This is a genomic window from Peptoniphilaceae bacterium AMB_02 (genome assembly GCA_036321625.1).
In the GTDB taxonomy this organism is placed as follows: Bacteria; Bacillota; Clostridia; order Tissierellales; family Peptoniphilaceae; genus Microaceticoccus; species Microaceticoccus formicicus.
On sequence record CP143259.1, the window covers coordinates 569,195 to 583,682 of the forward strand.

At 34.3% G+C, this 14,488-nt stretch carries 13 protein-coding genes; 8 read left to right on the forward strand and 5 right to left on the reverse strand.

All coding sequences use genetic code 11. The features are described 5' to 3' along the window. The gene (locus tag VZL98_02675; protein ID WVH63877.1) at positions 1 to 1,437 is read right to left on the reverse strand and encodes a hypothetical protein; all 1,437 of its coding nucleotides are present in this window, start codon (positions 1,435 to 1,437) and stop codon (positions 1 to 3) included. A 535-nt stretch (positions 1,438 to 1,972) separates the two neighbouring features. Between VZL98_02675 and VZL98_02680 the strand changes: the two genes are divergently transcribed. The 6 genes from VZL98_02680 (at position 1,973) to VZL98_02705 (ending at position 8,892) form a co-directional block, all read left to right on the forward strand. Beyond that, positions 1,973 to 2,380: an ATP cone domain-containing protein gene (locus VZL98_02680; protein ID WVH63878.1), complete on the forward strand. Its 408-nt coding sequence runs from the start codon at positions 1,973 to 1,975 to the stop codon at positions 2,378 to 2,380. An 11-nt stretch (positions 2,381 to 2,391) separates the two neighbouring features. Next, a complete protein-coding gene (locus VZL98_02685) occupies positions 2,392 to 3,342 on the forward strand; it encodes an NAD(P)-dependent oxidoreductase (protein WVH63879.1) in 951 nt (316 codons plus the stop codon). A gap of 132 nt (positions 3,343 to 3,474) precedes the next feature. Beyond that, a complete protein-coding gene (gene ald / locus VZL98_02690) occupies positions 3,475 to 4,587 on the forward strand; it encodes an alanine dehydrogenase (protein ID WVH63880.1) in 1,113 nt (370 codons plus the stop codon). 159 nt (positions 4,588 to 4,746) lie between these two features. Then, positions 4,747 to 6,147 (forward strand): IS1182 family transposase, encoded by a 1,401-nt coding sequence (locus VZL98_02695; GenBank protein ID WVH63881.1) that lies wholly within the window; start codon positions 4,747 to 4,749, stop codon positions 6,145 to 6,147. A gap of 51 nt (positions 6,148 to 6,198) precedes the next feature. Next, positions 6,199 to 7,416: an IS256 family transposase gene (locus tag VZL98_02700; GenBank protein ID WVH63882.1), complete on the forward strand. Its 1,218-nt coding sequence runs from the start codon at positions 6,199 to 6,201 to the stop codon at positions 7,414 to 7,416. A 258-nt stretch (positions 7,417 to 7,674) separates the two neighbouring features. After that, a complete protein-coding gene (locus VZL98_02705) occupies positions 7,675 to 8,892 on the forward strand; it encodes an IS256 family transposase (protein ID WVH63883.1) in 1,218 nt (405 codons plus the stop codon). 591 nt (positions 8,893 to 9,483) lie between these two features. Here the strand turns inward: VZL98_02705 and VZL98_02710 are convergent. Continuing rightward, the gene (locus VZL98_02710; protein ID WVH63884.1) at positions 9,484 to 10,671 is read right to left on the reverse strand and encodes a glycine C-acetyltransferase; all 1,188 of its coding nucleotides are present in this window, start codon (positions 10,669 to 10,671) and stop codon (positions 9,484 to 9,486) included. A 320-nt stretch (positions 10,672 to 10,991) separates the two neighbouring features. On the opposite strand from VZL98_02710, the gene rodA reads away from it, so the two are divergent. Together rodA and VZL98_02720 are read left to right on the forward strand one after the other, a co-directional pair. Next, positions 10,992 to 12,095, forward strand: coding sequence for a rod shape-determining protein RodA (gene rodA / locus VZL98_02715; GenBank protein ID WVH63885.1), 1,104 nt, complete (start codon positions 10,992 to 10,994; stop codon positions 12,093 to 12,095). Positions 12,096 to 12,113: 18 nt separating this feature from the next. Further along, complete coding sequence (locus tag VZL98_02720) at positions 12,114 to 13,169, forward strand: asparaginase domain-containing protein (GenBank protein ID WVH63886.1); 1,056 nt, start codon at positions 12,114 to 12,116, stop codon at positions 13,167 to 13,169. A 44-nt stretch (positions 13,170 to 13,213) separates the two neighbouring features. On the opposite strand, the gene VZL98_02725 is transcribed toward VZL98_02720, so the two are convergent. Genes VZL98_02725 through VZL98_02735 form a run of 3 tightly spaced genes read right to left on the reverse strand, consistent with a single transcriptional unit; the run spans position 13,214 to position 14,465 of the window. Continuing rightward, on the reverse strand, positions 13,214 to 13,561 hold the full coding sequence (locus VZL98_02725; protein WVH63887.1) for a phage holin family protein: 348 nt from the start codon (positions 13,559 to 13,561) through the stop codon (positions 13,214 to 13,216). Positions 13,562 to 13,570: 9 nt separating this feature from the next. Next, complete coding sequence (locus VZL98_02730; protein WVH63888.1) at positions 13,571 to 14,242, reverse strand: GH25 family lysozyme; 672 nt, start codon at positions 14,240 to 14,242, stop codon at positions 13,571 to 13,573. Further along, the gene (locus tag VZL98_02735; protein ID WVH63889.1) at positions 14,232 to 14,465 is read right to left on the reverse strand and encodes a GH25 family lysozyme; all 234 of its coding nucleotides are present in this window, start codon (positions 14,463 to 14,465) and stop codon (positions 14,232 to 14,234) included. Before VZL98_02735 ends, VZL98_02730 begins: the two co-directional genes overlap by 11 nt. Positions 14,466 to 14,488: the final 23 nt, after the last annotated feature.

Genomic DNA, 14,488 nt, shown 5'->3' on the forward strand with positions numbered 1-14,488 from the left:
TCAATCAGCATCTTTTTGTAATAACTTAAAATTCATAAATTCGTACATCTCTTTAGGAGTCAAAGTTTTATTTATACAACCCGAAACACTATTCACAAAATCGTCTCTTGCTTTATCAATAAGTACAGAGTTTTCAGAGTACATGATATCCCCATAACTGCTTCTACTCTTCGAACCAAAATATGCAAGTCTTACAAATCTATCACATATGAGAGAATTCATATTAAAGGTACTTAGTATATTTGAACCACTGTAAATATGGAACTTCACATCGTCATTACCTTCGATAGTAAAGAACAAATCAGATGCCAGCTTGATAACGTCTTCCGGAAGCACATCATATTCTTTTTCATAGATACAACTATTTTCCAGAATTTCAAAATTAGTAAGTGCATCTTCACTGATGTAAAAATCAATACGTTTTTCTCTTAATAGGGTTCTAAAGGTACTTCTGAGTGCAAATACAAGCTCATCTTCAAGCTTACATTTAAAACCATAGGTACCATCTTTAGACATCAAAGTAAGAAGCAATAAAAAATCATCTCCAGAGAAGACGTAATTGTCTGATTCGGTCAGAACTTTTACAAAATCTTTAGTTTCTGTAAGCTTCTTAGAGTTTATATTGCCGGCATTTTCTGAAGACTCTATTAAAGATTCCAGATAGATCTCATACTTTTGAATCAAATGTGGATTATCGATTAAATAATATAAGTCTTTATTTCCAAATGTCATTCTAAATAGGAAATAACAACCTTGTGTATAAACAAACTGAGTCGTATATTGAATATCGCTATACCTAAGTTTGATATTGGATTCCGGATTTAAAGTTTTAAGTACATGAGCAATTACAGTCATCTGTACTAGACTTTCAAGAGTTGACGCATCATAGGGTATGAAGTAATTAAGTTCAACTTGTTTAGCTCTGAACAACATACAATATGAGTCGTTATGAGATGCAATAACTTCAGTTAATAAACTTGTAGGCATGGTAGAAAAAATTTGTAGTACTTTCTTGGTATGTACCATGTACTTACAATGAGAGTGTAATAGGCCCAAAATTTCATCTAAACTATCTGATACATAAGCGTTAAGATGAGGTAGGTTTGGTACCGACTTCATATACTCTCTATTTATTGGATGAGCAGACTCGATATAAGACGAACTGAAAAGTCTTACAAGGAATTCCTGTAAATCATTTTTGCTATTAATAGATTCAGGGAAATTTATCTCTGTTTTGCTAAAAGCTGATTTTAACTTTTCAAGACTACCGTTTTCCCATAAGACATTTGCAAAAAATTCAGCACTTACGCTATTGATTTTATCAGCATTTTTTCTGACAGGTAAGTTTACATCATGCATCCATTTCGAGATATAACTAGGGTCATAGCTCAATGCATTGGAGTACTCTTTAATGAACACTCCACTTGTTTCAATCATCACCTTTAATAAATCACTATATTTTATTGTCCTCCCCCCGCTTCCTAAAACAGATAAGTAGTTTATAATACTCTACTCTATCGGTATTTATAGTATCATAATTTAACAAGTTATGCAATCGTTAACTAGCGATAAAGCAATAAATGAACGAGTTAATCAGGAATTATAATATAGAATGGACTCTTCTACAAACAGGCACCAAATGTTAAAATTTCTTAACCTATTATATCAAAAAAGTTGAAAAATAACAATTATCGCAATGTCATAAAAATATAAGATACAAAAAAATCAAACTTCTATTAAACAAAGTAAGATATAATTATAATAGGAAAAATATGAGTGAATTCTGTTAGATGAATTAATAAATTCAACAATATTGATTAGTATACTATGTGTAGAAAAATACGATTAACAAAATACTTTTTAATCTTAAATAAACTGTACCGGATTACTATTTTTATATAATTTAGTTAGATCAAGATTTTTAAGTTTAATAATCTATTATGAGGGTAAATGAATTCTAGGAGGTGTAGAGATGAAGGACGAAAAAATAAATATAATGGTTGACGAAATAGCTAAATATATCTTGGACAACAAATACTCAAATATCGAGTTAACAAGTTTTCTTGATCAGCTTAAGCTTGAGATATTGAACAGAGTTTTTATCGGTAATGATGAAGTGCTTGTCATGAAAAGAAGAGGCGGGATTGAACCTTTTGATCTAGAGAAATTAAAGAAAAATATTGCCGGTTCATCTGACGATGTTAAACAGTCATTAAGTGAAGGTGAACTCAATATGATCGCAAAACATGTTAAGTCAAAGATAAAGGGGTTAAACTATAGAGTCATTTCTTCGAAGGATATTATAGGGATAACTAAAGCTGCTCTTGAAGAACTCGACTATGACGGTGTTTTGGTAGGATATAGTGCATTCAATAAATAATGGGAGGTTTTATGAAAGTAAATTTGATTGAGCCACTCGGAATAGAGGAAGATTTAATTCACCGGTATGGTCAAAAGATATCTGAACTAGGGCATGAGTTTGAATATTACAATAATAAAACAGATTCAGAAGAGGAGATGATTGCAAGAGCTGAAGATGCGGACATATTAATGATAGCCAATAATCCACTGCCTTATAATGTAATCAAATCACTGGATAAATTAAAGCTTATAAATGTAGCTTTTACCGGAATAGACCATGTTGCAACCGATATAGCAAGTGAAAAAGGCATAGATATCTGCAATGCTTCAGGGTATTCTGATATTTCTGTAGCTGAGCTTGTAATCGGTTTGGTAATAGATTTGTATAGACAGATTAAAACCGGCGATGAGGTGGTTAGAACCGGCGGAATCGGTAGGGCCGGCAGGGAGATAAGAGGCAAGGTGGTAGGAATCATTGGTACTGGAAATATCGGTATCGAAACTGCAAAACTATTTAGTGCTTTCGGTGCAGAAATCATAGGATTTAGCAAGTCAGAAAAAAGTGAATTCATAGATATCGGTGGAAGGTATGTGACTCTGGATGAGCTTCTTGAAAAATCTGATATTGTATCTCTGCATATTCCGTCCAATGATGAAACAGCGGGATTTATAGGAGAAAGTGAACTCTCTAAAATGAAGAAGGATTCAATTCTCATAAATTGTGCAAGAGGAAGAGTTGTAGATAATGAGGCATTGGCAAATGCATTGAACAATGGAATGATAGCAGGGGCAGGCATTGATGTATTTGATATGGAGCCTCCAATTCCATCTGATTATTCGCTTTTAGCACCAAAGAATACTATTCTGACTCCGCATATTGCCTATCTGACGGAGGAGGCAATGCTGCGAAGAGCAGAGATCGCATTTAATAATACCATTGCTTACTTAAATGGAAAACCTCAAAATATAGTTAAATTGTGAGGGGATTAAAAGGTGTGTTGAAAAATCAATATGCCTTTTTAAATTTTAAACCGTAGATTTAAAAAATATAAATTTCTCTTTGACATATGAGCCTATACTGTGATAAAGTATTTTTGTTAAGGAGGATTAATTATGATAATAGGAATACCAAAAGAAGTTAGAGATCAAGAATATAGAGTAAGTGCATCACCAAATAGTGTTGAGGAATTTATTAAAGCCGGACATGAAGTAATAGTACAGAAGGATGCCGGTATTGGAATAGGAAGAGATGATGCATCTTATAGAAGAGCCGGAGCGGTAGTAGTGGATACTGCGGAAGAAGTATGGACAAATGCAGATTTTATATATAAGGTTAAAGACCCGGTTGAATCAGAGTTTAAATATTTAAATGAAAAACTTACAGTATTTGCATATCTTCACCTAGCTGCAAATAAAGCTTTAGTAGATGCTTTTCTTAACAGTGGCGCTACAGGAATAGGTTTTGAGACAATAGAAGTAAATGGTAAATTGCCATTGTTAAAACCCATGAGTGAGATTGGTGGATGCATGGCCATCCAAGAAGGTGCTTTCTTATTAACTAAAGCAGGCGGCGGAAAAGGAAAGTTATTACAAGGACTACCCGGAGTTGAGCCTTCACATGTAGTTATAGTAGGAGGCGGTGTTGCCGGAACAGGTGCAATAAGAACTGCTGTAGGTATCGGAGCGAGAGTTTCTGTACTGGACATAGATGTCGAAAGACTTGCTCAATTGGCAGATATATACGGATCCAGATTAGAGACTGTATACTCAAATGAATATAATGTAAGAAAGGCTGTAAAATCAGCAGATTTATTGGTCGGGGCGGTACTGGTTCCCGGAGGAAGAACTCCAAAAGTCGTAAGCGAAGAAATGGTTAAGTCCATGGAGCCGGGTTCGGTAATTATAGATATAGCCATAGACCAGGGAGGCTGCGTGGAAACAATAGATAAACCTACTACACATACCAAACCTACCTATTTAAAACATGGAATCATTCATTATGCTGTTTCAAATATACCAGGTACAATCTCAAGATCAGCAACTTATGCTCTTTCGAATGTAACGACCAGATTTGCACTTGAGATAGCAAATAAAGGCTGGAGACAGGCAGCTATTGATAACCCATCTATTGCAAAAGGTATTAACCTTGCAGAAGGGAAATATGTGCATCCGGCAGTAGCAAGTGCTTTTGGTCAAGAAGCCGTAGACTTAAATTCAATACTATAATAAAAAAATCGCAAATAGTTTTACTATTTGCGATCCAGACTGTTGACAAAGCATAGCTAGAAAAAATTTCTAGCTGTGCTTTTTTTGTTCTAAAAATGCCATATTATGTGTAGTTTAAGCCGTTTTGGGTATATATAACACTAAGAGAGAGGTGTTAATATGCTATTTAAAAATTCTAAAAACAAAGTTGATCAAGTTCAAATGATTTCAATAGATCAAATGGTTCCCGAAGATCATATACTTAGAAAAATAGATAAATACATTAAATTTGATTTCATATATGAATTAGTTGAAGATTTGTACTGTCTTGATAACGGACGACCTAGTATAGATCCCGTTGTTTTGCTTAAGATTACCTTAATCCAATACCTTTTCAACATAAAAAGCATGAGACAAACAATTAAAGATATTGAAGTAAATCTTGCTTACAGATGGTTTTTAGGTTTTGATTTTTACGATAAAATACCTCATTTCACAACTTTTAGTCAAAACTACAGAAGAAGATTTAAAGATACAAACATATTTGAAGATATTTTTCAAAACATACTACTACAAGCCATTGAAGAAGGCTTAGTTGATACAAATATCCAATTTGTTGACTCAACACATGTTAAAGCACATGCCAATAGGTATAAGGTTGTTAAAGTAAAAGTGAAAAAAGAGATAAAATACTATCAAAAAAAGCTAGAAAAAGAAATAAACGAAGATAGAAAAAAACATGATAAAAAGCCATTTGATCCTAAAGATAAAGATGAAGAACTAAAAGAAGTAACAAAAAGCACAACAGATCCTGAAGCAGGACTATTCCATAAAGGTGAACATAAAGAAGTATTTGCATACAGCGTACAGACATCATGTGATAAAAATGGATGGATATTAGGTTTTAAATCATATCCTGGAAACTTACACGATGGAACAACATTTAAAGATTTCTTTGATGAAAAGTTAAAACGATTGAACCCTAAAAAACTAGTTATGGATGCAGGCTATAAATTCCCGGCAATAGCGAAAGAACTGTTTGATGATGGAGTATTTCCAGTATTTCCATACACCAGGCAAAAAACAAAAGCAAAACTAGAAAACCCATTCTACAAAAGAGATTTTGTGTATGACGAATACTACAACTGTTACCTTTGTCCAGCAAATGAAGTATTAGAATACTCAACCACAAATAGAGAAGGATATAGGCAGTACAAGAGCAACCCAAAGATCTGTGTAAACTGTGGGTACCTAGGAAGGTGTACAAGTAGTAAAAAACACCAAAAGATAATAACTAGACATATCTGGCAAGATTATCTTGATATCTCAGAAGAATACCGGTATACATATAAAGGGAAAGCAGAGTATAAAAAGAGAAAAGAAACAATAGAAAGGCAATTTGGGAGTGCAAAGGAATATCATGGATTTAGATATACCAATATGGTAGGTATAAAGAAAATGGATATGAAAGCAGCACTTACTTTTGCGACCCTAAATATGAAAAAGTTAGCAATAATCTTAAGTAAAAGAGATAAAAAGCCACCCAAAAAGAGACTGCGAAAAAAAGTCTGTAAATATTGAATAGCTACCTATGATTAGTTAAAATAAAAATAACATAGGAGGCTTTTTAAAATGGCAAGAAGAAAAAAATTAAGTGAAGGAAAAAAAGAAATCATATCTTATCTAATCAATGAGTATGAAATTGAGTCAGCAAAGGACATACATGATGCTATTAAGGATTTACTAGGAGATACTATAGAAAGCATGTTAGAAGCCGAAATGGAGCACCATTTAGGATATGAAACAAACCAAAGAAGTGACAATGAAAACTCTAGAAATGGATACAAAACTAAAAGAATACGATCAAGTATGGGTGAATCTGAAATATCAGTACCTCAAGATAGAGACTCAAGCTTTGAACCTCAAATTGTAAAAAAGAGACAAAAAGACATATCTGAGATAGAAAATAAGGTAATAGGAATGTATGCAAGAGGTTTGAGTACTAGACAAATATCTGAACAAATCTATGATATCTATGGATTTGAAGTTAGTGATGGACTGGTTTCAGACATAACCGACAAAATTCTGCCGGAAATAGAAGACTGGCAAAAAAGACCACTGTCAGAGACTTATCCTGTAGTGTTCATTGATGCTATTCACTTTTCTGTTAAAGAAGAGGGTTTAATATCAAAGAAAGCAGCATATATAATACTCGGAATAAACGAAGATGGGCTTAAAGAAGTATTAGGAATATATGTAGGACAAAACGAAAGTAGTAAATACTGGTTAGGAGTCCTAAATAGCCTAAAAAACAGAGGAGTAAAAGATATCTACATTATCTGTTCAGATGGACTAATAGGTATAGAAGAGTCCATATCAGCGGCATATCCAAAAGCTGAGTGGCAAACCTGTATAGTTCACATGGTAAGAAACACATTAAAATACGTATCGTACAAAGATAGAAAACAATTTGCAAATGATTTAAAAACAATATATCACGCACCTGACGAAGAAGTAGCAAATAAGAATCGTTTGAAAGTAGCTGAAGCATGGGATAAAAAATATCCAGGATCAATGGATAGATGGGAAAGGGAGTGGAATTCAATAACGCCAATCTTTAAGTATTCTAAGGAAGTTAGAAAAATAATATATACTACGAATGCTATAGAGAGTTTAAATAGCTCATACAGACGGTTAAACCGTAATAGATCAGTATTCCCAAGTGCTACGTCACTGATGAAAGCACTATACTTAGCTACAAATATAATTGCAAAGAAATGGAATATTCCATTAAGAAGTTGGGGATCAATAGTAGGAGAATTGAGAATAATGCATGATTTAGAGAACTAACACACTCCGCCACCATTGACAAAGAACCTAAAAAATGGTGCAAGGTAAATACCGAAGGCGAAGCAAAGACTGATAAGTATGTATTTTGCCTTCGTCGGCTTAGTGTACCATTTTTTAGAACCCTTATCAATGGTCCCCTTCGGTGGCTCCTCTTATTATTTACCTCAGGCTCTGCGAGACTGCGAAAAAAAAGTCTGTAAATATTGAATAGCTTCCTATGATTAGTTAAAATAAAAATAACATAGGAGGCTTTTTAAAATGGCAAGAAGAAAAAAATTAAGTGAAGGAAAAAAAGAAATCATATCTTATCTAATCAATGAGTATGAAATTGAGTCAGCAAAGGACATACATGATGCTATTAAGGATTTACTAGGAGATACTATAGAAAGCATGTTAGAAGCCGAAATGGAGCACCATTTAGGATATGAAACAAACCAAAGAAGTGACAATGAAAACTCTAGAAATGGATACAAAACTAAAAGAATACGATCAAGTATGGGTGAATCTGAAATATCAGTACCTCAAGATAGAGACTCAAGCTTTGAACCTCAAATTGTAAAAAAGAGACAAAAAGACATATCTGAGATAGAAAATAAGGTAATAGGAATGTATGCAAGAGGTTTGAGTACTAGACAAATATCTGAACAAATCTATGATATCTATGGATTTGAAGTTAGTGATGGACTGGTTTCAGACATAACCGACAAAATTCTGCCGGAAATAGAAGACTGGCAAAAAAGACCACTGTCAGAGACTTATCCTGTAGTGTTCATTGATGCTATTCACTTTTCTGTTAAAGAAGAGGGTTTAATATCAAAGAAAGCAGCATATATAATACTCGGAATAAACGAAGATGGGCTTAAAGAAGTATTAGGAATATATGTAGGACAAAACGAAAGTAGTAAATACTGGTTAGGAGTCCTAAATAGCCTAAAAAACAGAGGAGTAAAAGATATCTACATTATCTGTTCAGATGGACTAATAGGTATAGAAGAGTCCATATCAGCGGCATATCCAAAAGCTGAGTGGCAAACCTGTATAGTTCACATGGTAAGAAACACATTAAAATACGTATCGTACAAAGATAGAAAACAATTTGCAAATGATTTAAAAACAATATATCACGCACCTGACGAAGAAGTAGCAAATAAGAATCGTTTGAAAGTAGCTGAAGCATGGGATAAAAAATATCCAGGATCAATGGATAGATGGGAAAGGGAGTGGAATTCAATAACGCCAATCTTTAAGTATTCTAAGGAAGTTAGAAAAATAATATATACTACGAATGCTATAGAGAGTTTAAATAGCTCATACAGACGGTTAAACCGTAATAGATCAGTATTCCCAAGTGCTACGTCACTGATGAAAGCACTATACTTAGCTACAAATATAATTGCAAAGAAATGGAATATTCCATTAAGAAGTTGGGGATCAATAGTAGGAGAATTGAGAATAATGCATGATTTAGAGAACTAACACACTCCGCCACCATTGACAAAGAACCTAAAAAATGGTGCAAGGTAAATACCGAAGGCGAAGCAAAGACTGATAAGTATGTATTTTGCCTTCGTCGGCTTAGTGTACCATTTTTTAGAACCCTTATCAATGGTCCCCTTCGGTGGCTCCTCTTATTATTTACCTCAGGCTCTGCAAAGAAAAAATTGACAATATATCAAGCTTGATATATAAATAAATAATGAGGGCAGTAAAATCCACCCTCATAAACATTAACTAATTATAGGAAATAAATAATTTACAGAGATTATTTCGCACTGCCGGCTCTGCAAAGAAAAAATTGACAATATATCAAGCTTGATATATAAATAAATAATGAGGGCAGTAAAATCCACCCTCATAAACATTAACTAATTATAGGAAATAAATAATTTACAGAGATTATTTCGCACTGCCCCCAAAAATAATGGTGTTTTAAGAAAAATATTGAACTTTGCTAATAGATTTGTCAAAATAGAGCAAACCCTGATTTTTAATCAGGGTTTGTCTTCAGTCTGAGTGGATACAAGTACATTGTACTTGTATCCACTTTTATTATTTTCAAATACGTGCTTAGATTAAGCCCATTTCCTTACCGACTTTTTCAAATACAGCTACAGCTTTGTCAAGTTCTTCATAGCTATGTGCTGCTGATAGCATACATCTTACTCTTCCTGTTCCTAGTGGAACTGTTGGGAATACGATAGCTGAAGTAAATACTCCGTTTTCTTTAAGTTTTCTTGAGAATTCCATCGCATCTGCTTCTTTACCGATGATTACAGGAGTAATAGGTGTTTCACTATTTCCTGTATTGAATCCTAATTTACCAAGTTTTTCTTTGAAGTATTTAGCATTGTCCCAAAGTTTCTTTTGGTATTCATCTGTTTCAAGTAGTATATTTATAGCTTCAGTGGCAGCTGCAGTATCTGCAGGTGTTAACATCGTACTGAAAAGAATTGGTCTTGCTCTATGGCTTAACCATTGGTATGCTGTTTCGTTACATGCAACGTATCCACCGATTACGCCGATTGCTTTTGAAAGAGTTCCGATAACGAAGTCAATTCTTCCATGTAGTCCAAAATGGTCTACTGTTCCTCTTCCGTTTTCGCCAAGTACTCCTGATCCGTGAGCATCATCTACATAGGTCATACAATTGTATTTTTCAGCTAATTCAACAATTTCAGGAAGTTTTGCTAGGTCTCCGTCCATTGAGAAAACACCGTCAGTTATGATCAAGCAGTTTTCATAATTATCTCTATTTTCTTGTAGTACTCTTTCAAGATCAGCCATATCGCTGTGCTTGAAGATCTTCTTATCAGCTCTACTTAATCTAACTCCGTCTATTATTGAAGCGTGGTTAAGTTCATCAGATATAATAAGGTCACCCTTAGCTGTTATAGCTTGAATGGTTCCTGCATTACAGTTGAATCCTGATTGGAATACAAATGCTCTATCTTCTCTCTTGAATTCAGCAAGTTTCTTTTCAAGATTTTCGTGAATATCCATATTACCTATGATTGTTCTTACAGCACCTGCTCCAACTCCATATTTTTCAATAGCATTGATGGCAGCTTTTTTCATTCTTTCGTTTGTAGCAAATCCAAGATAGTTATTAGCTGAAAGGTTTATAACTCCTTCTTTACCGTCTAGTGTAACTTCGGGTTTATTTGGACCACCAAGTACAGGAAGAACTCTGTAAACTCCATCATCCTTTAATTGTTGAACTTGTGCCTGTAAATTCTTTAATTCATGTACGCTCATGAAAGCCTCCTAAGTTTTAGTAATATTGTTTTACGATTTTGTAGGATTTTCTAAAAATCGTTTGATTTATTAGCTAATTGTTATTATATATAAAAATCTTCACTTTGTAAACATTTTAAACAATTATTTACAACTCGTAAATCGCTATTTACACCGTTTTCGTAGTATTCAGTTAACCTGTTAAAGCAATTAAATCTTTACTCTCATCTAAATATTTACACCTTTTTTATAGTCTATAAAACTGGCATAGAGTGACCGGCTCTGTTATAATGAAAGCGATACATAAATTTTTAATTAGCTTCTAAACTTTGGAGGTTACTATGATAAATCTAAGAAAGAAAAACTTTTTGAAATTGGATTTACCGCTATTGGGACTAGTGGTAACTCTTTGTATATTTGGGCTTATAATACTGTATAGCGCAAGCCTCAGTCTAAGTTATAATCCGGTACGATCGCAAATAATTGCAACAATCCTAGGTTTCGTGCTTATTTTGCTAATATTGTTTATAGATTACGACTTTATTAAAGACTTATATATGCCAATTTACCTGGTTTCATTGTTTCTGATGATTCTGGTGACTTTTTTTGGAACCGGAGCTGAAGAATGGGGTGCAGACAACTGGCTAAAACTTGGTCCCATACAGTTTCAACCATCGGAATTCGTAAAGATTGGACTTATTATTTCACTAGCCCGATATATTGAACTCAATATCAAAAATCTAAATAAACCTCTGGTTTTATTAAAAGTACTTTTCGTGGCTCTCTTACCTGTTGCTCTGATAGCTAAGGAAGACTTTGGAACAGCAGGGGTAACGGTTTTTATAATCGGCGTCATGCTTTTCACTGCCGGTATGTCCTATAAATATATAATAGGAATTGTTGCGACAGGACTCATTTCAGCACCAATTGCCTATCCTTTTCTGGACCAATATCAAAAAAATCGAATCTTGGACTTTTTAGATCCGACGAGGGATGTTACCGGTTCAGGTTTCCAGTCTCTTCAAGGTAGGATTGCTATAGGTTCAGGTCTTTGGACCGGTAGGGGACTATTTAAAGGTGTTCAAACACAGAACAATTTCATCCCGGAAAAACAAACCGACTATATATTCCCGGTACTTGCTGAAGAAACCGGATTTATTGGTGCTTTTATATTAATAGTCCTCTATGGACTGATGCTTCATAGATTTATTATTATTGCAAAAAACAGTAAAGATTTATATGGCTCTCTCGTTACAATGGGTGTTGCAGGAATGCTCCTTGCACATATTTTCGAAAATATCGGCATGACCATCGGTATAATGCCGGTTACCGGGATTCCATTGCCTTTTATGAGCCATGGTGGTACATTCCAGCTAATCAACCTGATTGGTATAGGTTTGGTTTTGGCTGTGAGCATAGAAAGACAAAAACTCGATTTTAGTTAATATCTGAAAGGAGCTTTTATGAAGGAAATTTTAGTTATTGAAACAGGTGGTACTTTTGCCACAGGTGCAATGGGTGAAATTAGATCCCTTAATGCGGTAAATGAGAAAAAGGTATACGATTATGAAATAGTTGCAACTAGGATTAAGAAATACAATCATTCATTAACCGTAGAAAGACCTATGTATACTTTGTCCGAAAATATGACCATTGAGAACTTAAATAGTCTTTTGGACTTTCTATATACAGTTAATTTTTCCAAATACGACGGTGTTGTACTTATACATGGTACTGATACTCTTGCCTTTACAGCTAATCTCTTAAGCATGATTTTTGGGAACTGCGGTGTACCCATTGTAATGGTGTCAAGCAATCATCCGCTATCCAATCCTATGGCTAACGGGATTTCAAATTTCCTGGCAGCACTTGACTTTATTGAAAAAGTTGGCACAAAGGGCGTATATGTTGTTTATAGAAATCACTCAGATGTGATGCAAGTACACTTGGGATCAAGGGTAAAACAGATGAACCAAGTTATAGATGCATATGAAAGCTTTAAGAATATCAATTTTGGTGTTATAGCGGACAGTGAATTCTATATTAATTCCTCAAGCTTAAACCCGAAGATTGAAGAAATCAACGCCAATGAATTTAAATACGATAAAAAGATAAAAATGGATAGTAGAGTAGTCCTAATTCATCCATATGTAGGACTGAGATACGATTATTTTAAAATAGATGAGAAAGTCGATGCTATAGTTTGTGGAGTTTATCATTCCGGCACCGTAAACTCACAAGATGTCTATATTGATCAGTCTATAAATGCACTTATTGAAAAAGCAGAAGAGTATGATATCCCTATATTTATCGGTGAGCTCACCTCAGGCGTGGAGAGATATGAGTCCATAGAAAAGATAAAAGATTCATCAGTCGTCTTCCCTGCTTATGACATCTCTCTAGAAAACCTATATATGAAAGTACATGTAGGATTGTCCTTGACCAATGACAATCTCGACCTGTTTGATTATGTAAACTGTGAGAATGTGTTTTTTGAGAAGATAAAAGAAACGAAATAAAAAAAGACGTTGTCTGATTTAAAATCCAGATAACGTCTTTATTATTATCCTCTTAATTTGCTCTGCGGAAGTATTCCTTGAACAATTCCAAGCACGATAGAGCCTATTAGAGATCCGAAAAGTGTAACTCTAAAACCCGGGATGATTTTTCCGGTTACATAAAGTACCACTGCTGAAACTAAAAATGCAGTTAGTCCTCTTTTAGTTGCTTCTCCACTTATATTTAAAATATCACTTAAGAAAGCGTGTAAGAATCCAACTACCAGACCGACAATAAGTGCCGTTTTAATTCCGCCATACATTCTGATTCCCGGTGTAAAAAAGGACACCAGTACTATCGCAACCATTGAAAAAAGCATTCTTACCAATAAGTCTTTAACATTAATATTCATGTAATCCTCCTATGTTTTATCAACTTCCTTCATCACCAATTTAATGGTGTCAAACCTGTCTCTTCCGGATATAACTTTTTTTATCCTCTTATTATTTCCGGTATATGATCCCACGTGCAAGGCACTCCCATAATTTACACCGTTTAAAGCACGGTTTTCATTATAATATAGTGGAACTCCTTTCGCACCCGAGAGTATTTCTGCAGCCATTCTGTCCATAGGATTAGAATAAATGATAAGATCTATATCTATTTCTGAATCCTTCACCTTATTAAATCCATTTAGACCTACACCTTTGATAATCTGAGGATAATCTAAGTAAGATTGGTTTAAATCTACATATCCTTCTATTCCATCTATACTGCCGGTAGAACTGTATTGCCAAATGCCGTAATTTCCGCTATACCCCGGATTATTACACCATTCTGCAAGCCAAACATCATAATCGGATAATCTATCCATAAGCAGATAATTATCAAACCAGTATCTAGAGCTATATATACCCACATAATAGCCTTTCCCTTCAATTATTTCCAGGAAAGTTTTTGCAATCTCGGTTAGCTTTTCACCTTTTAGATGTCCTTGAACTTTATCGTCTTCAATGTCCAAGATTACTGGATATTCAAACTTTTTACCGGCAATCCTGGAGAAAAAGAACTCTGCTTCTTTCTTAGCTTCCATACACAGATCTTGCATAAGAATAATGATAAACACCTCTTGCGATGCCGACATTCCCTGATTCGGCATAGTTGTACTCAAAGTTTTCATCTATACCAGTATTTATGAAATTAGAGCTGCCATCACCATAACTGGACCTGATCATCGCAAATCCTATTCCACTATCTTTAACTTTTTTCCAGTCAATTCTGCCATTCCAAATACTTACATCGATTCCTTTAATCATAAAAATCCTCCTTAAATTTAATC

Bases quoted from the DNA above. Each gene is read 5' to 3' on its own strand.
- VZL98_02705 (WVH63883.1), top strand. From the start codon at position 7,675: ATGGCAAGAAGAAAAAAATTAAGTGAAGGAAAAAAAGAAATCATATCT.
- VZL98_02725 (WVH63887.1), bottom strand. From the start codon at position 13,561: ATGAATATTAATGTTAAAGACTTATTGGTAAGAATGCTTTTTTCAATG.
- VZL98_02720 (WVH63886.1), top strand. From the start codon at position 12,114: ATGAAGGAAATTTTAGTTATTGAAACAGGTGGTACTTTTGCCACAGGT.
- rodA (WVH63885.1), top strand. From the start codon at position 10,992: ATGATAAATCTAAGAAAGAAAAACTTTTTGAAATTGGATTTACCGCTA.
- VZL98_02710 (WVH63884.1), bottom strand. From the start codon at position 10,671: ATGAGCGTACATGAATTAAAGAATTTACAGGCACAAGTTCAACAATTA.
- VZL98_02685 (WVH63879.1), top strand. From the start codon at position 2,392: ATGAAAGTAAATTTGATTGAGCCACTCGGAATAGAGGAAGATTTAATT.
- VZL98_02730 (WVH63888.1), bottom strand. From the start codon at position 14,242: ATGGAAGCTAAGAAAGAAGCAGAGTTCTTTTTCTCCAGGATTGCCGGT.
- VZL98_02735 (WVH63889.1), bottom strand. From the start codon at position 14,465: ATGATTAAAGGAATCGATGTAAGTATTTGGAATGGCAGAATTGACTGG.
- VZL98_02695 (WVH63881.1), top strand. From the start codon at position 4,747: ATGCTATTTAAAAATTCTAAAAACAAAGTTGATCAAGTTCAAATGATT.
- ald (WVH63880.1), top strand. From the start codon at position 3,475: ATGATAATAGGAATACCAAAAGAAGTTAGAGATCAAGAATATAGAGTA.
- VZL98_02700 (WVH63882.1), top strand. From the start codon at position 6,199: ATGGCAAGAAGAAAAAAATTAAGTGAAGGAAAAAAAGAAATCATATCT.
- VZL98_02675 (WVH63877.1), bottom strand. From the start codon at position 1,437: ATGATTGAAACAAGTGGAGTGTTCATTAAAGAGTACTCCAATGCATTG.
- VZL98_02680 (WVH63878.1), top strand. From the start codon at position 1,973: ATGAAGGACGAAAAAATAAATATAATGGTTGACGAAATAGCTAAATAT.